Below are 19499 nucleotides of genomic sequence, written 5' to 3'. Positions count from 1 at the left end.
TCACTGCAACCGCTCCGCTTCGCGCGCCACGACGTGATCGACGCGGCCCCAGTCGTGGCGGCGGATCAACTGGCGCAGCTTGCCCGCCATCGCGCCCAGGCGGGCGTAGTGCCGCAGCTTCGACTTTAGCGGCGCGTCCGCGACGCGCGGCTGGCCGGGATCGATCTCCCACGGGTGAAAATAGAAGATGCCCGGCCGCCCGGCGTCGGCGTTGAGCGCCGTCACCGCGCGGTCGGTCACGACATTCGGCAACAGGCGAAAGAAGCCGCCACCGGTTGTCACGCTGCGCCCGGCGACGCGCATGGTGGAGATCGGCAGCTCGATGAAATCGTTCCCCGCGACCGGCCGGTGCGCGACGGTGGGCGACTCCGTCCAGCCATAATGATCGTGCGCGATCGGCGCGACGCTGGAGGAGTAGGTGTACCCTTCCTCGGCCAGAATCTTGTGGGCCCAGGGACTGCGCGGATCGATCGAGAAGCTCGGCGCGCGGTATCCGATCACGCCGACGCCGCCGGCATCCTCCAGTGCCGCGCGCGATCGGCGCAGATCGGCGCGGAACTGCTCGGGCGTGAAGGTGAACACGCGGGCGTGATCGTAGCCGTGGCTGGCGAGCTCATGCCCTTCGCCCGCGATCCGCCGCATCAGCGCGCCGTGCCGCTCGGCGACCCAGCCGAGCGTGAAGAAGGTCGCCTTGACGCCTGCCTCACCGAACAGGTCGAGCACGCGCGCGGTATTGTCGGCAACCCGCGACTCCAGACCGTCCCAGTCGGCACGGTCGATCGTGGTTTCGAAGGCGCCGACCTGGAACCATTCCTCGACATCGACGGACAGGGCGTTTTGCATGGGGGTCAGCCTATCGGGGATATCTTACGAAGTCGTCAGTGTCGGGCGATGCTAAACCAACGCGTTCGGGCTGAGCTCGTCGAAGCCCTGCCCTACGCAGACGCAACGGCTCGCGGCACGAAGAAGGGCAGCCCTTCGACAGGCTCAGGGCGAACGGAGGGGGTAAGGCCTCGTACTGAAGCGCGAACGTTCGGCGTTAACCCGCCCGCCCGCGCACTTCGCCGCTGTCACCGCGGCCGGCTTCCATCCAGTCGACCATCAGCGTCAGCATCCGGCGCAGGGCCTCGTCCTGTTCCTCCATCCGCTTGTCGATCGCGGCCAGCCGGCGCGCGAGGTCGAGGTCGGCGACGGGCGCCGGTACCGCCTCAGGCTCCGATCCGGCAGCCGGCTCGGACGCCGGATTGGCGGCAAGCTCAGGCTCGGGCGAGCGGATCGGCCATTCCATGACGATCGCGTCCGGCATGGGCGTGGGTTCGGGGTCGTGCGCGGGCTCCGGCTCAGGTGTCGTATCGACGACGGGTTCGGCCGGGACATCCGGCGCGGCGTCGACCGGGGCCAGGATCGAGCGGCGACCGCGCAGCTTGACGGGATCGAACAGGCGCGGGGCGCTGCTGATCTCGACGGGACGCATCGCGATCGGTTCGTCGCGCACGGTCGCGGCAGGCGGCATCGGCGTGTCCTCGACCGGTTCCGGCGCGGTCCGCGCGACGGGTGTATCCTCGGCGATCGCCAAGGGTGCTTCGTCGACCGGCGCGAAGGTGTCGTCGGCGGCGATCGGCAGGGGCGTATCGTCGCCGGCCGTTGTCTCGACCTGGATCCGGCGCGGTGCCGGGGTAGGCTCTTCCTCGATCGTTTTCACAGAGATTTCCGGCTCGGGCGCGAGGGCAGGCTCGGGCACGAGGGCAGGCTCAGGCTTGAGTTCAGGCTCAGGCTCAGGCTCCAACTCAAGCTCGGCTACGGCATCGACCGGCGGCTCGAACTCGGGCTCGGGCGTCTCAATCCGAACGGGCGCGGGTGCCACCGCGCCCCGCATCCCATCGACCGCCAGGTCGTCGGTGACGGCGTGGACATGAGCAGCCGAGAAGGTATCGATCCCCTCCATCGCGCCGTAGAGCAGTACGCGGCTGACCAGGTTGTTGATCCGGCGCGGGATGCCGCCCGACCAGGCGTAGATCGTCGCCAGCGCATCCGTCCTGAACCGCGGCGTGCCGGTCCAGCCGCAGATGCTCAGGCGGTGGATCAGATAGCCTTCGAGTTCGTCGGCCTCCATCGGGCCCAGGTGATGCATCGCGATGACGCGCTGGCGCAGCTGGTCGAGGCCATCCGCGGCCAGCTTGTCGCGGAACTCGGGCTGACCGAGCAGGAATATCTGCAACATCGCATGGCCGCCGGCCTGGAAGTTGGAGAGCATCCGCAGCTCCTCCAGGCTGTCGACCGGCAGAGCCTGCGCTTCATCGACGATCAGCAGCGTGCGGCGCCCGCCGCGCGCCGTGGCGTGCAGGCCGCGCTCGATGCTCGCCAGCATCGCCGCCTTGGTCATGCCGTCGGCATCGACGCCGAGGCCTGCGCAGACCGTGCGCAGCAGGTCGTCGGCGACGATCTGGGTGGAGACGATCTTGATGACGTTCAGCCGGTCGGCGTCAATCGTGTCGGTCAGATGGCCGACCAGCGTGGTCTTGCCCGCGCCGATGTCGCCGGTGATGACGATGAAGCCCTCGCCCTGGCTCAGGCCGTAGCCGAGGTACGCCATCGCCTTCTTGTGCGTCGCGGTATCGAACCAAAAACGCGGGTCGGGCGTCAATTGGAAGGGGCGACCGGTCAGCCCGTAATGATCTTCGTACATCGTGGTCATGCCTCTCTTGGGGCGTGGAATCGGGATCAGCGCAGCGAGTAGCGCAGGCCGAGCAAGGCCTGACCGGACACGTCGGAGCCGATGTTGTCCTGGTCGAACGCATAGACGCCCAGCGACGCGATCGCGCCCAGCCGGCCGAAGGTGTAGGAATAGCTGGTGTTGGCGCCTGCCCCGAGCACGTTGGGCGCACCGCCCAAGCCGCTGTCGAAATAGGTGACATAGGCGTCCGCGGTCAGCGCGGATCGCGGACCGAACGATCGGCCGGCGTTCACCTGGGCGAAGTACATGTCGTCCTTCACCCCGCGCAGGACGGCCGCCGGGCCGCGGTTGGGGACCAGGAAGCTGCGGTTGGCGTAACCGGCCCCGACGCCCAACGACCACGGACCCGACACGGTCGACACGACGCCGACGATGCCGCGCGAGCGGAAGCTGGCGGTGGTCAGCGCACCCAGCAGCGGCGTCAGGCAATTGCCCGCCGCCTGCACGCCGGCCATGCCGCCCTGCCCCTGCCCGTCACCGAACACGCAGCCGCTATACTGGTCGCCGAACGGATCGGGCTGGCTGACGAAGCTGGTCGGCAGCGAGGACAATGTGTCGCTGAGGCCGCGACCGACGCTGTCGATGCTGTCGTACACGCCGATGTTGATGCCGGTGCGCTGCGACACGGCCCAGCTGAACGATCCGGTATAGCTCACGGTGTCGTAGCGGCGGCCGACGCGGCCTTGGAGCGTGGTGCGCTCGCTCGGCCGCCAGATCACGCCGGCATCCCAGAACAGGCCGTCGGTCTCGTATGCCAGCCGGCGCGGCGATGTCTCGTCGGTGACGAAGCGGCCGTTGTTATCGATGACCGGTGCGCCGGTCACGGTATCGACGCGGGCATCGCGCGCGCTGATGCGGATGTTCTCATACCCCACGCCCGCGGTCAGCGCGACGGTCGGCGTGACCGGCAGCACGGCATCGACGCGACCGAACTTGCCGTCGTAGCGCTGGTCGAGCTGGCTGATGTCCTCGCGCTCCCACGCGCCGCTCAGCGTCAGGCCGATCGGCAGGTAGGTGCCCGCGCGCGTCCCGATCGACGCCGTCGCCATGTGGTTGGTCGACGAATCGTAATTGTCGAGCACCGCCTGGCCGGGCGCGGCGAAGTCGAACCCGGGCGCCTCGACCTTAGTATAGCCGAAGCGATAGGCGGCATTGATCGTCGTCTGGTCGAGATGCGTGACCAGCGTCGGCCCGGCATAGGCCGAATAGAGCTGGCTGATGTTGCGCGAATTGCCGGCAAAGCCCGGTGCGGCACCGCGGATGTCGTCGCGGGCCCGGGCGGCGAGCGCGCCGCCTTCGATGCTGAGCGCCGGCGACAGCTGAACCGACGCGCGCGCCAGGCCCGAGTGGACGTTGCCCTGCGTGACCGGATCCTGCCAGTCGATGCGGTGGTCGTAGCGGTAGCTGACCTGCACCGCCACGCGCTGCGTCTGGACCGACGCGTCGATCCCGGCCGACAGCTGGGTATAGGTCAGCACGTCACCCGGCCCGTCCAGATCTGCGGTCAGGACCTGCGCGACCTCGACATAGGGCGTGATCTGGCGACTGGCGCGCTGCGCGGCGGCGGGAGTGGCGAGGGTCGCGGCGGTCACCGCGCTCGTCAGCAAAAGGGTACGAAGGCGGATCATTCCGCAGCCTCCTGGCCATAATAGCCGAAGCGCCGTCCGCCGGGCTGGAAGACGACCGAATTGAGCACGAGGCCGATGTGGTCGCACGCGCCGAGCAGCGTCACCGCTTCGCGCAGGTCGCTTTCGCTGGTCCGGTCTGCGCGAACGACCAGCATCGTCTGGCCGACGTGCTGTGCGAGCACGGCGGCGGGCGACGCGGCGAGCGCGGGGGGCGAGTCGAAGATGACAATGCGGTCCGGGTTGGCGATCGTCAGGGCGCGCAGCACCTCGGCCGCGCGCGCACTGGCGAGCAGTTCGGTGTCGTCGTTCGATCGTCTGCCTGCCCCCAGCAGCGTCAGGTTTGGCACGTCGGTGTCGACGATGCCGCTTTCCACATCGACGAACGGGTCGGCGATGGCGTCGAGCAGGCCGGGCGCCTCGCTCGTCACGCCCAGCGTGTCGAACACGTCGGGCTTGGCGAAATCGGCATCGACCAGCAGCACCTCGACATCGCGTTCGGCCGCGAGCGACAGCGCCAGGTTGATCGCGCAGAACGTCTTGCCTTCGTCGGGACGCGCCGAACAGATCAGGATCGATCGGGCGACCGCGTCATCGGTCAGGGTGCGCGCGGTGTTCAGCAGATTGCGCTTCACCAGCCGGAACTCCTCGGCCAGCGCGGTGATCGCGGTGCCGGGAACGATCAGCCCGTGCTGGCGCAGACGTGCGCGGTCGATCGCAACCGGCGTTCCGCGGCGGTGCCGCGCGCGCGGGATCGGCGCTGCGGCAGGCTCGCTTACCGCACCGAACGGCGTTGTCTCGGGCGCGACGCGAGGCGCCGGCGGCCCCTCGTAAGCAAGCGGCGGCGGCGCCAGGTCCCAAAGGTGGGCGGCGCGTTCGACCAGGCTGCCGGTCAGGCGGTGGGGAGTGGCGTCGTTCATGGGATCGGCCTCAGGCAATCATGCCGCGCTGGAAGAATTCGAGCCCGAGCAACAGCGCCCAGGCGGCGGCAAGGGCGCCCGCTCCACCCGCGAACAGACGCAGGCGACGGCGGCGCAGCGCGACCTGCGCGGCGGAAACGGTTTCCCCGATCGACCCCAGGATCGGCATTCCGCTGGCCTTTTCCAGCCGGCTGGCGGTCGCGAACGTCGTGCGCAGCTGCGACAGCGCCCACGCCGCGCCGATGCCGCCGCACAGGCCCAGGATCAGCACGCCGGTCAGGAACAGCGGGCGGTTGGGCGCGATCGGCGCGCGGGGAGACGTCGGCGGATCGACGACGTTGAACTTCACCGCGTCGGTCTGGGTTTGGACCTGATTGCGGAGCGAGGTCTGTTCGCGGTCGGCGAGCAACTGGTTATACTGATCCTTCAGCACCTGGTAATCGCGGTCGATCGCGGCCTGTTGCGCGGCGGCGCCGGGCGACTGGGCGACCTTTGCATCGAAGGTGTTGAGGTCGCGCGTGATCTGGTTGCGGCGCTCGGTCAGCGCTGCAACCTGCGCGGCCTTGTCGGCCTGCATCGACTTCAGCGACAGGTAGAGCGGGTTCGGGCTGCCGCCGTCGCCCGCCCCGGTCGGCTCGCCACGCGCTGCGGCGGTCGCGATGGCGAGCTGCGTGCGCAGCGCGATCATGTCCGGGTGATTGTCGGTCCAGCCGCGCCCACGCCCTTCTGCGATCTGGCCCTGAATGGCCTGCAACCGTGCGCGCGCCGGACCAGCGGCGCCGGCGGCACCGGCGATCGAGGGCGTCGTGCCGGCCATCTGGCCGTTGACCGCAGCCAGGCTCGACTGCGCGGCGGCCAGGTCGCTGTCGATCTGTGCCAGCTGAGTACGCGCCTGCGACATGCGATCGTCGAGCGTGCCGGTGCCGGGCAGCGAGCCCAGGAACTTGGTCTGGAAATCGGCGCGCTTCGCCTCCGCATCCTGCAACTGACGCTGGCGGGCGGCGAGCTGGTTGTCGAGGAAGGCAAGCGACTGCGACGTCTCGTCGCGATTGCTCGACAGATTGTCCTCGACGAAGATGTCGATCAGCTTCTGCACGATCTGGCGCGCAAGCTTGGCGTTCGCCGCGTCGGACGCACCGGCATTGGCGATCACGACCGAAATCTCGAACAGATTGTCCTGGGTCGAGGTGATCTTGATCGCCTTTTGCAGGCCCGCCACGCGGTCGGCGATGTCGCGGTCGCTCGACACGGTCTGCGCCATGTCGGTGCCGCGGACGACCTTTTGCAGATTGACCGCCGATGTCAGCGTCTGGCGGATACGATCGACCGCCTTGGTCTGCTCCGCCTGGGTGGCGCCGTTCTGCGTCGGCAGCACGTTGCGCAGCTGGACGAAGACGCGCGCGCGCGATTCATACTGGTTGGGGATCTGCGACACGACCAGCCAGCCGGCCAGGCAGATGCCCCACGCGACGGCCAGCGCCACCCAGCGGCGCGTCCACACCGCATGGAGCGCGGCACGCAGTTCGTCGAACAGGCCGCTGCCCATCAGAACATGCTCTGCGGGATGATGATGACATCGCCCGGCTCCAGCCGGACGTTGGCGCGCGAATCGCCGTTCTTCAGCAGGCTGCCGAGCTTGACCGCATATTCCTTCTGCTTGCCGGTCGCCTTGTCGAAGCGGACCAGGCGCGCACGGTTGCCGGCGGCGAACTGGTTCAGGCCACCGACCGCGATCATCGCGTCGAGCAGCGTCATGTTCGCGCGGTACGGGATCGACGCGGGCTTTTCGGTCGCGCCGACGACGCGGACCTGCTGGCTGAAGGTGCCGGCGAAATTCTTGACGATGACGCTGACGATCGGGTCCTTGATATATTCGCCCAGCGCCAGCTTCAGGTCGTCGGCCAGCATCGTCGGCGTCTTGCCGACCGCGGGCATGTCGGTCACCAGCGGCACGGTGATGCGGCCATCGGGGCGGACCTGCACGTCGGCGGTCAGTTCCGGGTTGCGCCAGACGAATATCTGCAACTGGTCGAGCGGGCCGATGACATATTCCTCGCCCGGCCCCTCCTTCGTCGCGACGAAGGCAGCCGGCGGCAGTTCGGGACGACCACCCGATCCGCCGCACGCGGTGAGCAGCAGCGACGCCGCGCCTGCCCCCAGAATGACCTTCATCGAACCACGCGAACGCATCTGACCCATCTCCGTCTGCGCGCGGGTTCGGATGTACGAACCCACGCAGGACAGGTGAGCTATGGGCGTGAGAGGTAAATTTAGGGTTAGGTCTAACCGTGTGTGACGCCTGCCAGCACCTCAACCGCATCGGGGTGCCCCAAGAAGCGCGCGGGGCTGGCGGTCGGGCCGTAGGCGCCGGCCAGAAAGACCGCGATCACGTCGCCGACGTTCGCACGCGGGAAGGCGATGCGGTCGGCCAGCCGGTCGAGCGGCGTGCAGAGCGGCCCGACGATCGACACCGTCTCGGACGCCTCCCCGCCGCGGGCAAGGCGCACGGGGTAGTTGCGGCGGACGACGGTGCCGAAATTCCCGGTTGCGGCGAGCTGGTGGTGCAGGCCGCCGTCGACGACCAGGAAGGTCTCGCCGCCGCTCTCCTTGCGATCGACGACACGGGTCAGATAGACGCCGCACTCCGCGACCAACCAGCGGCCGAGTTCGATGGCATAGGCCCAGCCGGGCTGGAGCACCTCGCCCAGCGCTGCGCCCACCGCGGCCACGTCGACGGGCGTATCGCCGCTGAAATAGGGCACGCCCAGGCCCCCGCCGAGATTGACCAGCGGCGGCTCCGCCCCGGCCCGGTCAGCCAGTTCGCGCGCCAGTTGCACGGTCGCGCGCTGCGTCTCGATGATCGCGGCGGTGTCGAGCGCCTGCGACCCGGCAAAGATGTGGAAGCCCCGCCAGTCCGCGCCAGCCGCGATCAGTCGTTGGACCAGCGCCGGCACACGGTCGGCGTCGACGCCGAACGGCGACGGGCGCCCGCCCATCTTCATGCCGCTGCCCTTCAGCTCGAAGCTGGGGTTCACCCGCACGGCGAGCTTCGGCATGATGCCGATCCCATCGGCGATAGCGAGCGCGCGGTTCGCCTCGCCCTCGCTCTCCAGATTGATCGTCGCACCGACGCGGATCGCGGCCTCGAGTTCAGAATCGCGCTTGCCCGGCCCGGCGAAGCTGATGTGCGCAGCGGGCTTCACCGCCAGCGCCGTCGCCAGTTCGCCTGCCGAGGCGACGTCCAGCCCGCCGACCAGCGGCGCGAGCACGCCAAGCAGCGGCGGATAGGGATTGGCCTTGATCGCATAATGGATCTCGACTGCCGCCGGCATCGCCGCGCGCAACGTCGCGACACGGTCGGCGATGATGGCGGCGTCATAGACGAACAGCGGCGTACCATGCCCGGCCGCCCAGTCCTCGGCGGCTCGGCCGGCGATGGTCAGCGCGCCGTCGCCCGTAAACCACGACGGTATCGGACCTGTCGGCTTCACGCGGCCTCCCCTTCCCGCACATCCCGCGCCAGCGCGGCGCGGTCGAGCTTGCCGTTGGCGTTGCGCGGCAAGTCACTACGCCAGTCATAGCGTATCGGCTGCATGAAGCCCGGCAGCTCGCGGCGCAAGCGGGAGCGCAAGTCCGCCTCTCGCGCGGAATCGCCCCGGACGACGACGACGATCGCCTGCCCCAGTCGCGCATCGGGCACGCCGATCGCGACCGCTTCGGCCGCTTCCCCGCCGGCGACCACCGCTTCCTCGACCTCGGTCGGGCTGATGCGGTTACCCGAGGACTTTATCATTTCGTCATCGCGCCCGACGAAGCGCAGCAGGCCTTGCGCGTCGGCGACCGCGGTATCGCCCGACCAGACCGCGGTGCCGCCATGCCGCGACCAGTCCGGCGCAGGTCGAAAGCGGGCGGCGGTACGCGCGGCATCCTGCCAATAGCCCCGCGCGACCAGCGGCCCGGCATGGACCAGCTCGCCGGCCTCGCCGGGTGCGGCCGGCGTGCCGTCGGGTCGAACGATCAGCACCTCGGCGAAGGGGATCGCGCGACCGATCGAATCGGGATGGGTATCGACCAGCGCAGGGTCGAGATAGGTCGAACGGAACGACTCGGTCAGGCCGTACATCGGGTAGAGATCGGCCGCCGGGAACCGCTCCCGCAGGCGACGCACCAGCCGCGGCGTCAGCGCGCCGCCCGAATTGGTCAGGCGCCGCAGTCGGCCCGCCGTCTCACCCCATTCCGCCTCCAGCAGCTGCACCCACAGCGGCGGTACGCCGGCGAGCGTGGTGATGTCATGCCGCTCGACCGCCTTCACCACGTCACGCGCCGTCAGGTAATCGAGCGGGATCACCCGGCCGCCGGACACCCAGGTCGAAAGCAGCTGGTTCTGGCCATAATCGAAACTGAGCGGCAGCACGCCCAGCACACAGTCGTCCAGGGTCAGCCGCAGATAATGCGCCACGCTGACCGCCCCCAGCCACAGGTTGGCGTGGCTGAGCATCACCCCCTTGGGCCGCCCGGTCGAGCCGGAGGTATAGAGGATCGCGACCAGCGCGTCGGGATCGGCGTCGCTTCGGGGCAGCGGGTCGCCCTGCCCGACCGCCTCGGCCACCACGACGCCATCCGGCACGTCGCCCGGCTCCAGCGTCGCGACCCGGCTCGGCTGGCTGATTAGCAGCGCGGCACCGCTGTCGGCCAGGATGTGCGCGACCTGCGCGCGCTTCAGCACCGGGTTGATCGGCACATGGACCAGCCCGGTGCGCGGTGCGGCAAGCGGCAGCAGGCAGGCCTCGCGCGTCTTGGGCAGCCAGCTGGCGACGCGTGCCCCCGGTGACAGGCCGAACCTGGCCAGCCAGCCCGCCAGCCGGGCGACGGCGTCCTCGGCCTGAGCATAGGTCAACGTGCCGGCGCGATCCTCCAGCGCGATGGCATCCGCAGCGCCTTGCAGGACATGATCGATGGGCCGGGGCGTGGGATCGGGCTGCGCCATGGCGGCACATGGCTACGCCCGCACGCACTTGGCAAGGCGTGTGACCCAAAGTAGGGCGCCGACAGGATTTTTCGCTTGGGGGACGTCAGCCTGTGCAACCCGATGGGGCACCCGAAATCGTCGAAACCGTCCGCGCGGTGCTACGCGACGTACTCGGCGTGAGCGAAGAGCGTGCCGCGGCGTTCCGCGAGGAGACGCCGCTGTTCGGCGCGCTGCCCGAACTCGATTCGATGGCAGTGGCGGGCGTGCTGACCGAGATGGAGGATCGCTTAGGCATCCTGATCGACGACGACGATATCGACGGCGAGACGCTGGAAACCTTCGGCAGCCTGACCGCCTTCGCCAAGCGCAAGGCGCTGGGGTGATCGGTTGGTACGACTGGGCGCACGGGCGCGAGGCGATGATCCGCCTCGGCCCCGACACCGGCCCGGTCGTCATCATCGCGCTGCCGCTGTTCGAGGAAGCGAACCGCACGCGGACGTTTGCCGTGACGATGATGCACGCGCTGGCCGAGCGCGGGGTGGCGAGCGTGCTGCCGGATTTCCCCGGCACCGGCGAGAGCCTCATAGCGCTGCAAGACAGCCGTCTGACGATGATGCGCGACGCGCATGAAGCGCTGACTCTATCGTTTGATGCCGCCGGTCGCCAGACCTATGCGGTCGGCCTGCGGAGTGGCGCCCTGCTCGACCCGCTCTCGCTTAATTTCGGACGATGGCATCTGGCACCCCAGTCAGGTGAGGACGTGCTACGCGAACTTGTCCGGATCAAGAATGCGGAAACATGTGGCACGGCACGCTACGACCGTTACACCATCATCGGTGAAGAGGACGGTCCCGTCCGAATTGGCGGCCAATCGGTGTCGTCCGACCTTCTCACCGATCTCTCCGGTGCGCTGGTTCTCGCCAACCATGGCCCGGCGCAGCGAACGGTTCGCCTCGAGACTGATCCAGCGCCGGCCGACCGCAAGGTGCCGGGCGCCCCGCTCTGGCGTCGTGCCGAACCGGGCAACGATCCCGTCCTTGCCGAAACATGTGCCGACGATATCGCTGCATGGCTGCAAACGTGCGCCGGCTGATCGCGATACCCTGCGCCAGCGAAACGCTGGTCGCGACGCTCGATGACGCGGCAGGCCGGACCGGGCTGCTGATCGTGTCCGGCGGGAACGAGATCCGCTGCGGTGCGCACCGGGGGATGGCGATGCTGGCGCAGGCGCTGGCCGGGCGCGGCGTGCCGGTCCTGCGCTACGATCGGCGCGGGATCGGGGATTCGACCGGGCTGAACGCCGGGTTCGAGGGTAGCACCGACGATATGGCGGCGGCGGTGGCGGCGCTGCGCGCGAACGGGGTGACCCGCGTCGTAGGCTTCGGCAATTGCGACGCGGCCAGCGCGCTGGCGCTGTTCCACGCCGACACCGGGATCGACGCGCTCGTACTGTCAAACCCATGGATCGGCGGCAGCGACGACGCCCTGCCCCAGGCCGCGGCGATCCGCGCGCGCTATGCCGAGCGGCTGCGGAGCCCTCGCGAATGGCTGCGGCTGCTGCGCGGCGGGGTGAACCTGCGCAAGCTGGCCGGGGGGCTGGCGAAGGCTGTGCGGTCCGAGGATACCGGGTTGCTGTCACGGATGGCGGCGTCGCTCCGTGCCTCGGGGGTGCCGGTGACGATCCTGCTCGCCGTCCGAGACAATACGGCGGTGGCGTTCGCGGACGCCTGGGCGACGCTGCCCGGACGCCCGGATGTGCGGCAGGAAGCACGCGATTCGGCCAGCCACAGCTATGCCGGCGAGGGTGATTTCACTTGGCTGCTTGAGCAGGTGCTGCGGGCGACCCATGCTCCCGCGCAGGCGGTAGCCCAGAGCCGCTCACGCACCACTCCGTAACCCTATGCTCCCGCCTGCGCGGGAGCACCGGCACGTTACTCCGCGGCTTCCTTGACCGCCTCGAACTCCGCCTCGGCCAGAAAGCGTTCGGCATCCAGCGCGGCCATGCAGCCCGTGCCCGCCGCAGTCACGGCTTGGCGATAGACCTTGTCCATCACGTCGCCGCACGCGAACACGCCGGCTACGCTGGTGCGGGTCGATCCCGTCTCGACCGCGATGTAGCTGTCGTCGTCGAGCGCCAGGTGGCCGCGGAACAGTTCGGTCGCCGGGTGGTGGCCGATCGCGACGAAACCGCCCTCGACCTCCAGCCGCGACAGCTCGCCGGTCACCGTGTCCTTCAGCTCGATCGCGACGAGGCCCTCCGGTGTGCCTTCGCCGACGAAACGCACGACTTCCTTGTTCCACAGGACCGAGATTTTCTCGTTCGCGTGCAGCCGCGCCTGGAGGATCTTTTCGGCGCGAAGCGTGTCGCGGCGGTGGATCAGCGTCACGTCGTCGCTGTGGTTGGTCAGGTATAGCGCTTCCTCGACCGCGGTGTTGCCGCCGCCGATCACCGCGACCTTCTTGCCGCGGTAGAAGAAGCCGTCGCAGGTCGCGCAGGCACTGACGCCCTTGCCCTTCAGCAACTCCTCGCTGTCGAGGCCGAGCCACTTGGCCTGCGCGCCGGTGGCGATCACCAGCACGTCGCCTTCGTACACGTCGCCGCCGTCGCCGGTCAGACGGAACGGGCGCCGGGTCAGATCGACCTCGACGATCGTATCCCACATCATCCGCGTGCCGACATGCTCGGCCTGCGCCTGCATTTCCTGCATCAGCCACGGGCCCTGGACGACCTCGCGGAAGCCCGGGTAGTTCTCGACATCGGTGGTGGTGGTCAGCTGGCCGCCGGGCTGGATACCCTGGACGACGATCGGCTCCATGCCGGCGCGCGCGCCGTAGATCGCGGCCGACAGGCCCGCCGGGCCCGAGCCGAGAATCAGCATCTTGGTGGTGTGCGTGGTCATGGTGCGCGATGTAGCGCGATTTATCGTCCGCGGAAGTCCGGTTTGCGCTTCGATAGAAAAGCCATGCCGCCTTCCATCGAATCCGCCGTCCCGCGCGCACGGCGCTGGTCCTGCGCCTCGCGTTCCAGCGCAGTATCAAGCGTCGATTCGAGTGCGGCCGCCACGCCGCGACGGATCAGGCCCAGCGCGACCGTCGGCCCCGCCGCCAGCCGCGTCGCCAGCGCCAACGCCTCCGCGTCCAGCGCATCGTCCGCCACGACGCGGTGGATCAGCCCCCAGTCGAGCGCCTTGGCCGCCGGTACGCGCTCGCCCAGCAGCATCATCTCCAGCGCGCGGGCGCGGCCGATCAGTCGCGGCAGCATCCAGCTCGCGCCGCCGTCAGGCACCAGCCCGATATTGACGAACGCCTGGAGGAAATAGGCGCTTTCGCTTGCGACGCAGATATCGGCGGCCAGCGCCAGGCTGCACCCGATCCCGGCCGCCGGCCCGCGGACCGCGCTGACGACCGGTACGTCCAGGTCGATGACGGCGCGGACCGTCGGGTTGTAGGACGTCGTCAGCGCCTCGTAGGTGGCGAGCCCCGGATCGGCCGCGTTCAGCGCGCCCCCGCCGACATCGGCGCCGGAGCAGAACCCCCGCCCCGCCCCGGTCAGCAGCACCGCGCGCGCGCCCTCCAGATCGGACAGCGCCTCGGCGATCGTCTCGAACATCGCCGGAGTCGCCGCATTCAGCCGGTCGGGCCGGTCGAGCGTCACCACCAGCACGTCGCCTTGCCGCTCCCGCCGGATCATCTCGTTGTCGGCCATCACCCTCTCCCAATCCTGTCGGCGATGCTTGTGGCGCGAAGCGGCTGCCCGCGACAAGAGCGTTCCCCACGAAAAAGGGGCGCCCCGGCGGGACGCCCCTTCATCAGGTCATGATCGGCAGCGCTTACTGCGCAGCGACGGCCGCCGACCCGGCGACGCCAGTGTCGAGATACTGGATCCAGAACGCCGCCATGTCCTTGCGCGGGCCAGGGGCCGTGATCGACTGGAACGCGGTGCGGGCCTGGTCCTTCTGGCCCGCCTGCGCATACGCGGCACCCGTGTGCAGCGCGAGTTCGGATGCGTCCACGCCGCCCTTCTGGCGGGCGATAGCGTACAACTCGAGCGCCTTGGTGGCGTTGCCCTGGCCGAGGTAGACGTCGCCCGTCGACAGCGCGAGCTTGCCGTTGGCTGCCGCCTTCGCCTTCGTTTCCAGCGCCGGCAGCGAGCCTTCGTTCTTGATCGCGGTGTTGGCGTCGGTCGACAGCCGGGCCGCCGACGTATCGGTCGCCGGAATCTTGCCGGTCGCCTTGCCCTCGTCCAGCACCGCCCTCGTCTCGGCCGGATAGCCCCCGATCAGCGTCAGGTCGGCATATTCCAGGTAATCGCCGCGATCGGCGAGCGACTTGGTCGCGCGCATCAGGCGGAACAGGTCGATCTGCTGGCTGCGGTCGAGCTTCGCGCCGCCGTCACGATAGATCAGCAGCGCCTCGCGCCAGTTCTTGGCGGTCGGATACGCCTTCAGCTTGCGCATCGACCACTGCGCGGTCGCGGCCGGGTCCTTGCGGTACACCTTGCCCAGCGCATAGTTGTAGAGGTCTTCGGACGGCTTCTTGCCGGCGGCGATCTCGTCGTTGATCGTCTTTTCGATCGCGGCCAGACCGCCGGCGGTGTTGCCGGTTTCGATATTCGCCGACGCGATGCGCAGTTGCAGCGCCTCGTTCTGGTAGCCCAGTTCCTGCGCCTTCGTCAGAAACGGCAGTGCTTCGGCATATTTCTTCTGCTGGAACGCAGCTTCACCGCGCAGGAAGTTGTACTGGCCAAGCTGTGCGGCCGGCGTGCGCGTGTTGGCGATCAGCTTGTCGAGGATCGGCGCCAGACGCTGGAGGTCGTTCGACGGTGCGGTCGCCTGCAACTGCATCGCCGCGACGAAATACTTCTCCTCGTCGGTGGTCGCCAGCGGCTCGGCGATCGCGGTCTGGGCGAGCGCGGTCGGATAGTCCTTGGCGGTCAGCGCGGTCTGCGCCGCGGCGAGCGGCTTGCGGATGGCGTCGGACAGCTTGGGGCCCTGTGCCTTGTCGTCCTTCTTCTTCTGCGCGGCCGCCGGAAGCGCGATGGCGGTCGATACCACGCCGGTCGACAGCACGGCCGCCAGCGCTAGCTTCGAGAATGACTTCATGATCCGGAATCTCCTGACAGGGCCCTTCTGGGAGGGGTCGGGCCGCTAGTATCTGCCCCCGCGCGGCTGGGCAAGCCGCGGCGTCGGGCCGGTCATGCCGCCGGGCGACTGAACGGATTTTGAACGAAGATGTGTCCCGTCCGGAACCAAGCGCACCAACCGGCGTACACCGCCAAAGACGCTGACACAGGGATGGATGCGATGCGGGGACCCGGGCCGGACGGAATAATGCGAATGGCCGGTATCGTCGGCATCGGCTTGGCACTCAGCGCGATGGTCGGCGTCGGCACCGCGAAATGGACGATGGCCGACACCAGCGGCTTCTATACCTCCCCGCACGACGGCCGCGTGCCGCTATATGCGCGCGAACGTCCGGTCGAGGCGGTGTCGTGGGACGAGCCGGTCGATACGGTCACCCCGGCCTACAGCGATTACGCGTCGGAGGCTTATGCGACCGCTGCCGGCTCGACCGCGACCAGCGTCGAGCCGGCATATCGCTCGGCCTCGGGCTCGTAGAGCCGGCTGATCTCGAAAGCGCGGCCGGTCAGCCTTGGCTCGCCCAGACCGGTGACCTTGTACGACCCCAGCTTTTCCTCTCGCGGCAACATCCCGTTGCGCGCGACGATGATCGCATCGACATACAGCTCGCCGTGCTTGGTGTAGGCGACGTGCGGCGCCAGCACGACCTTGTCGCGGTTGTAGGTCGCATTGACGCACAGCTGCCGGACGATCGCGGCGAACAGGGTCGGAACGGGGCCGGTGGGTTCTTCGGACATCACACCATCGCTGCTGAAAGCATCTGAAATGAACATATAGCTTGTATGCTGCGCTGCAACAAGATCGACATGTGAGCGCTAACTCACGATAGGTCCGCCGTACGCGTCCGCGCGGGAACGTGCCTGATTCCAATCCGTTGAGCCTCGATCAAAGCAACGGAGACTGCCATGCCATATATCAAGACGCGCGATGGGACCGACATTTACGTAAAAGATTGGGGTAATGGCCGCCCGGTGGTGTTGATCCACGGCTGGCCGCTGTCGTCCGATATGTGGGATGCCCACGCGATGGCGCTGGCCGATGCCGGCTTCCGCGCCATCGCTTACGACCGCCGTGGGTTCGGTCGGTCGGGACAGCCGTGGTCGGGCTACGACTATGACACGCTGGCCGACGATCTGGCCGATGTGCTGGAAGCGACCGGCGCGACCGAGAATGTGACGCTGGTCGGCTTCTCGATGGGCGGTGGCGAAGTTGCGCGGTACATGTCGCGCCATGGCGGCAAGGGCGTGATCGCAACCGCGCTGTTGGGATCCGTCGTGCCGTACATGCTGAAGACCGACGACAACCCGAACGGCGTGCCGGAGGAGAAGCTTCAGGAGATCGGCGAGGGCATCAAGAAGGATCGCGCGGACTTCTTCCGCAACACCTTCATGCCGCAGTTCTTCGGCGCGGGCACCTTTTCGAGCCCCGTCAGCGACGAAGTGATGCACACAGCGACCCGCATCGCGATGGACGCCAGCCTGAAGGCGACGCTGGCCTGCGCCGACTCGTTCGGCCACACCGACTTCCGCGGCGATCTGGCATCGTTCACCGTACCGACGCTGATCGTCCACGGTACCGCCGACAAGACCGTACCGATCGACGCGACGGCTCGCGAAGCGGCCAGGGGCATCGCCCATGCGCAGCTGGTCGAATATGATGGCGAACCGCACGGCTTCACCGAAACCGCGCGCGACCGCCTGACCGGGGATTTGCTAACATTCCTGGGCGATCCCGGACAGACCAGCTTCGTCGGGGCCAACAAAAGCTCCGAGCCGCTGACCGCCTGACGTCATTGCGCGGCGTCGGCCCAGCCCTCATAGCGGGGCATGGCCGACGCCGCAGCGCATCCCTTCACGATCCACAATTTCCGCGCCTATTGGCTGGCGCGCTTCGCGACTACGTTGGCGCAGACCGCGATGGTCATCGTCATCGGCTGGCAGGTGTACGACATCGCGCGGCGGACGATGTCGGTAAAGGAAGCCGCCTTCCAGCTCGGCCTGATCGGCGTCGCGCAGTTTTTGCCGCTTCTCATCCTATCGCTATTCGCCGGCTGGGTCGCCGACCGCGTCGATCGCCGCTGGATCGCGCGCGGGGCGGTTTCGCTGGAGGCGTTCTGCGCGCTGTCGCTGTGCTGGCTGACGTGGCACGGGCAGATTACGCTGCCATATCTGTTCGGCATCGCCGCCCTGCTGGGCGTCGCGCGCGCCTTTGCCGGCCCGGCGCTCTCCGCGCTCTCGCCCAACCTCGTCCCCAAGGCCGTGCTGCCGACCGCGATCGCGCTCAGTTCGATCGCGTGGCAAAGCGCGTCGATCCTGGGGCCGGCGATGGGCGGCTATCTCTACGCGGCAAAGCCCTGGCTGACCTATGCCGTCTCGGGCGGGCTGTTCTCGTTCGCGCTGCTGATGCTGCTGCTGATCGGCGCCGTGCCGCGCACGACGGTGAAGTTCACCGGCAACCCGTGGGCGCAGATGATCGACGGATTGCACTACGTCCGCCGCAACCGGCTGGTGCTCGGCGCGATCAGCCTGGACCTGTTCGCGGTCCTGCTAGGCGGGGCGACGGCGATGCTGCCGGTCTATGCCCGCGACATCCTGCAGGTGGGGGCCGAAGGCCTCGGCCATCTGCGCGCCGCGCCGTCGATCGGGGCGGTGACGGTCGCTCTGTGGTTCGGTGTGCGGCCGCTGAAGACCGGGGTCGGCGTGAAGATGCTGTCCGCGGTGGCGCTGTTCGGGCTGGCGACGGTGCTCTTCGGCCTGTCCGCGCCGTTGTTCCTGCCGGTCTTCGGGCCCGCCGCGATCGGCCATGATTTCGCGCCCGCCGTGCTCTTCGCGCTTGCCTGCCTGTTCGTCGTCGGCGCCGCCGACATGGTATCGGTCTATGTCCGCCAGTCGCTGATTCAGCTCTACACCCCCGACGAAATGCGCGGGCGGATCGGCGCGGTGTCGACACTGTTCATTTCGGGCTCGAACGAGCTGGGCGAGGCCGAATCGGGTTTCCTCGCCGCACTCGTCGGGCCGATCGTCGCGGTCGTCGGCGGCGGTATCGGCGCGATCGTCGTGACCGCGCTGTGGGCGCGCTGGTTCCCCGAACTGCGCCGCGCCCGCACCTTCGATCCGCCGGCCGAGCCCTTGATCCTCGAGCCCGACGTGCCAAATCCCAACCCCATCCCCGCGAAAGGACCGACGTCATGAAGGCCAATTCCGTACTCGAGACGATCGGCAACACGCCGCACATCCGCCTGGCCCGCCTGTTCCCCGACAGCGAGGTCTGGGTGAAGTCGGAACGCTCCAACCCCGGCGGATCGGTCAAGGACCGCATCGCGCTCGCCATGGTCGAGGCGGCGGAAGTATCGGGCCAGTTGCAGCCGGGCGGCACGATCGTCGAGCCGACCAGCGGCAATACCGGCGTGGGCTTGGCCATGGTCGCAGCGGTCAAGGGTTACAAGCTGGTCCTGGTGATGCCCGAGAGCATGAGCCTGGAGCGTCGCCGCCTGATGCTGGCCTATGGCGCGAAGTTCGACCTGACCCCGCGCGAGAAGGGGATGAAGGGCGCGATCGAGCGCGCGCTGGAGATCGTCGAGGCGACGCCCGGCGCCTGGATGCCGCAGCAGTTCGAGAATCCGGCGAACATCGACGTCCACGTCCGCACCACGTCGCAGGAGATCCTGAACGACTTCCGCGACGCGCCGATCGACGTCATCATCACCGGCGTCGGCACCGGCGGCCACATCACCGGCGTCGCCGAGACCTTGAAGAAGGAATGGCCGAACCTGCAGGTCTTCGCGGTCGAACCGGCGCTGTCGCCGGTCATCTCGGGCGGCCAGCCGGGGCCTCACCCCATCCAGGGCATCGGCGCAGGCTTCGTACCCGCCAACCTTCACACCCAGGCGATCGACGGCGCGATCCAGGTCGATGCGAACGCCGCCAAGGACATGGCGCGCCGGTCCGCCAAGGAAGAGGGCCTGCTGGTCGGCATCTCCTCGGGCGCGACGCTGGCGGCGATCGCCCAGAAACTTGCCGAACTGCCCAAGGATGCCCGCGTGCTCGGCTTCAACTACGACACCGGCGAGCGGTATCTGTCGGTCCCGGATTTCCTGCCCGAGGCTTGATC

19 protein-coding genes are annotated in these 19499 nt (G+C 68.5%); 7 read left to right on the top strand and 12 right to left on the bottom strand.

Annotation, left to right across the window (positions count from 1 at the left end):
- From ASE86_RS07025 to ASE86_RS06990, 8 genes are all read right to left on the bottom strand, one after another.
- On the bottom strand, nucleotides 1–843 hold the full coding sequence (locus ASE86_RS07025) for an XrtA system polysaccharide deacetylase (protein ID WP_056423991.1): 843 nt from the start codon (nucleotides 841–843) through the stop codon (nucleotides 1–3).
- A 196-nt stretch (nucleotides 844–1039) separates the two neighbouring features.
- Nucleotides 1040–2695, bottom strand: a complete 1656-nt coding sequence (locus ASE86_RS16665; RefSeq protein ID WP_321162981.1) for an ExeA family protein — start codon at nucleotides 2693–2695, stop codon at nucleotides 1040–1042.
- A gap of 26 nt (nucleotides 2696–2721) precedes the next feature.
- Nucleotides 2722–4362 carry a hypothetical protein gene (locus ASE86_RS07015; protein ID WP_056423988.1) on the bottom strand — a complete coding sequence of 547 codons (1641 nt, stop codon included), beginning with the start codon at nucleotides 4360–4362 and terminating at the stop codon, nucleotides 2722–2724.
- Entirely contained in the window at nucleotides 4359–5279 is a 921-nt protein-coding gene (locus ASE86_RS07010) for a hypothetical protein (protein ID WP_056423986.1), read from the bottom strand. The genes ASE86_RS07015 and ASE86_RS07010 overlap by 4 nt, the downstream gene beginning before the upstream one ends.
- Nucleotides 5280–5289: 10 nt before the next feature.
- Nucleotides 5290–6825, bottom strand: coding sequence for an XrtA system polysaccharide chain length determinant (locus ASE86_RS07005; protein ID WP_056423984.1), 1536 nt, complete (start codon nucleotides 6823–6825; stop codon nucleotides 5290–5292).
- Complete coding sequence (locus ASE86_RS07000) at nucleotides 6825–7451, bottom strand: XrtA/PEP-CTERM system exopolysaccharide export protein (RefSeq protein ID WP_414881276.1); 627 nt, start codon at nucleotides 7449–7451, stop codon at nucleotides 6825–6827. The genes ASE86_RS07005 and ASE86_RS07000 overlap by 1 nt, the downstream gene beginning before the upstream one ends.
- A gap of 110 nt (nucleotides 7452–7561) precedes the next feature.
- Nucleotides 7562–8770 (bottom strand): pyridoxal-dependent decarboxylase, exosortase A system-associated, encoded by a 1209-nt coding sequence (locus ASE86_RS06995; protein WP_056423981.1) that lies wholly within the window; start codon nucleotides 8768–8770, stop codon nucleotides 7562–7564.
- Complete coding sequence (locus tag ASE86_RS06990) at nucleotides 8767–10266, bottom strand: acyl-CoA ligase (AMP-forming), exosortase A system-associated (protein ID WP_056423979.1); 1500 nt, start codon at nucleotides 10264–10266, stop codon at nucleotides 8767–8769. Before ASE86_RS06990 ends, ASE86_RS06995 begins: the two co-directional genes overlap by 4 nt.
- 92 nt (nucleotides 10267–10358) lie before the next feature.
- Between ASE86_RS06990 and ASE86_RS06985 the strand changes: the two genes are divergently transcribed.
- Genes ASE86_RS06985 through ASE86_RS06975 form a run of 3 tightly spaced genes read left to right on the top strand, consistent with a single transcriptional unit; the run spans nucleotide 10359 to nucleotide 12144 of the window.
- Entirely contained in the window at nucleotides 10359–10631 is a 273-nt protein-coding gene (locus tag ASE86_RS06985) for a phosphopantetheine-binding protein (RefSeq protein WP_056423977.1), read from the top strand.
- A 35-nt stretch (nucleotides 10632–10666) separates the two neighbouring features.
- The gene (locus ASE86_RS06980) at nucleotides 10667–11341 is read left to right on the top strand and encodes a hypothetical protein (RefSeq protein WP_056426762.1); all 675 of its coding nucleotides are present in this window, start codon (nucleotides 10667–10669) and stop codon (nucleotides 11339–11341) included.
- Entirely contained in the window at nucleotides 11317–12144 is an 828-nt protein-coding gene (locus tag ASE86_RS06975) for a hydrolase 1, exosortase A system-associated (protein WP_156347055.1), read from the top strand. The genes ASE86_RS06980 and ASE86_RS06975 overlap by 25 nt, the downstream gene beginning before the upstream one ends.
- Before the next feature lie 35 nt (nucleotides 12145–12179).
- On the opposite strand, the gene trxB is transcribed toward ASE86_RS06975, so the two are convergent.
- From trxB to ASE86_RS06960, 3 genes are all read right to left on the bottom strand, one after another.
- Nucleotides 12180–13148, bottom strand: coding sequence for a thioredoxin-disulfide reductase (gene trxB, locus ASE86_RS06970; RefSeq protein ID WP_056423973.1), 969 nt, complete (start codon nucleotides 13146–13148; stop codon nucleotides 12180–12182).
- A gap of 20 nt (nucleotides 13149–13168) precedes the next feature.
- Nucleotides 13169–13954, bottom strand: coding sequence for an enoyl-CoA hydratase-related protein (locus tag ASE86_RS06965; protein ID WP_056423971.1), 786 nt, complete (start codon nucleotides 13952–13954; stop codon nucleotides 13169–13171).
- 124 nt (nucleotides 13955–14078) lie between these two features.
- Nucleotides 14079–15350: a tetratricopeptide repeat protein gene (locus ASE86_RS06960; RefSeq protein WP_056423970.1), complete on the bottom strand. Its 1272-nt coding sequence runs from the start codon at nucleotides 15348–15350 to the stop codon at nucleotides 14079–14081.
- A gap of 234 nt (nucleotides 15351–15584) precedes the next feature.
- Between ASE86_RS06960 and ASE86_RS06955 the strand changes: the two genes are divergently transcribed.
- Nucleotides 15585–15866, top strand: a complete 282-nt coding sequence (locus tag ASE86_RS06955) for a hypothetical protein (RefSeq protein ID WP_156347054.1) — start codon at nucleotides 15585–15587, stop codon at nucleotides 15864–15866.
- Here the strand turns inward: ASE86_RS06955 and ASE86_RS06950 are convergent.
- The gene (locus ASE86_RS06950; RefSeq protein WP_056426759.1) at nucleotides 15797–16126 is read right to left on the bottom strand and encodes a hypothetical protein; all 330 of its coding nucleotides are present in this window, start codon (nucleotides 16124–16126) and stop codon (nucleotides 15797–15799) included. The two genes, ASE86_RS06955 and ASE86_RS06950, sit on opposite strands and share 70 nt — an antisense overlap.
- 168 nt (nucleotides 16127–16294) lie before the next feature.
- Between ASE86_RS06950 and ASE86_RS06945 the strand changes: the two genes are divergently transcribed.
- The 3 genes from ASE86_RS06945 to cysK are packed head-to-tail and all read left to right on the top strand — an operon-like array spanning nucleotide 16295 to nucleotide 19497.
- Nucleotides 16295–17176: an alpha/beta fold hydrolase gene (locus ASE86_RS06945; RefSeq protein WP_056423965.1), complete on the top strand. Its 882-nt coding sequence runs from the start codon at nucleotides 16295–16297 to the stop codon at nucleotides 17174–17176.
- Nucleotides 17177–17215: 39 nt separating this feature from the next.
- Entirely contained in the window at nucleotides 17216–18580 is a 1365-nt protein-coding gene (locus ASE86_RS06940; RefSeq protein WP_056423963.1) for an MFS transporter, read from the top strand.
- Complete coding sequence (cysK, locus tag ASE86_RS06935) at nucleotides 18577–19497, top strand: cysteine synthase A (protein ID WP_056423961.1); 921 nt, start codon at nucleotides 18577–18579, stop codon at nucleotides 19495–19497. Before ASE86_RS06940 ends, cysK begins: the two co-directional genes overlap by 4 nt.
- The last annotated feature ends 2 nt before the right edge of the window (nucleotides 19498–19499 follow it).

The sequence above is a fragment of the Sphingomonas sp. Leaf33 genome (assembly GCF_001421785.1).
Classification (GTDB): Bacteria; Pseudomonadota; Alphaproteobacteria; order Sphingomonadales; family Sphingomonadaceae; genus Sphingomonas.
This window is presented reverse-complemented; position numbering and strand designations above follow the sequence as displayed.

Coding starts and splice junctions, on each gene's coding strand:
- ASE86_RS07025 (WP_056423991.1), bottom strand. CDS start 843: ATGCAAAACGCCCTGTCCGTCGATGTCGAGGAATGGTTCCAGGTCGGC.
- ASE86_RS16665 (WP_321162981.1), bottom strand. CDS start 2,695: ATGACCACGATGTACGAAGATCATTACGGGCTGACCGGTCGCCCCTTC.
- ASE86_RS07015 (WP_056423988.1), bottom strand. CDS start 4,362: ATGATCCGCCTTCGTACCCTTTTGCTGACGAGCGCGGTGACCGCCGCG.
- ASE86_RS07010 (WP_056423986.1), bottom strand. CDS start 5,279: ATGAACGACGCCACTCCCCACCGCCTGACCGGCAGCCTGGTCGAACGC.
- ASE86_RS07005 (WP_056423984.1), bottom strand. CDS start 6,825: ATGGGCAGCGGCCTGTTCGACGAACTGCGTGCCGCGCTCCATGCGGTG.
- ASE86_RS07000 (WP_414881276.1), bottom strand. CDS start 7,451: ATGAAGGTCATTCTGGGGGCAGGCGCGGCGTCGCTGCTGCTCACCGCG.
- ASE86_RS06990 (WP_056423979.1), bottom strand. CDS start 10,266: ATGGCGCAGCCCGATCCCACGCCCCGGCCCATCGATCATGTCCTGCAA.
- ASE86_RS06980 (WP_056426762.1), top strand. CDS start 10,667: ATGATCCGCCTCGGCCCCGACACCGGCCCGGTCGTCATCATCGCGCTG.
- ASE86_RS06975 (WP_156347055.1), top strand. CDS start 11,317: ATGGCTGCAAACGTGCGCCGGCTGATCGCGATACCCTGCGCCAGCGAA.
- trxB (WP_056423973.1), bottom strand. CDS start 13,148: ATGACCACGCACACCACCAAGATGCTGATTCTCGGCTCGGGCCCGGCG.
- ASE86_RS06965 (WP_056423971.1), bottom strand. CDS start 13,954: ATGGCCGACAACGAGATGATCCGGCGGGAGCGGCAAGGCGACGTGCTG.
- ASE86_RS06960 (WP_056423970.1), bottom strand. CDS start 15,350: ATGAAGTCATTCTCGAAGCTAGCGCTGGCGGCCGTGCTGTCGACCGGC.
- ASE86_RS06955 (WP_156347054.1), top strand. CDS start 15,585: ATGGCCGGTATCGTCGGCATCGGCTTGGCACTCAGCGCGATGGTCGGC.
- ASE86_RS06950 (WP_056426759.1), bottom strand. CDS start 16,126: ATGTCCGAAGAACCCACCGGCCCCGTTCCGACCCTGTTCGCCGCGATC.
- ASE86_RS06945 (WP_056423965.1), top strand. CDS start 16,295: ATGCCATATATCAAGACGCGCGATGGGACCGACATTTACGTAAAAGAT.
- ASE86_RS06940 (WP_056423963.1), top strand. CDS start 17,216: ATGGCCGACGCCGCAGCGCATCCCTTCACGATCCACAATTTCCGCGCC.
- cysK (WP_056423961.1), top strand. CDS start 18,577: ATGAAGGCCAATTCCGTACTCGAGACGATCGGCAACACGCCGCACATC.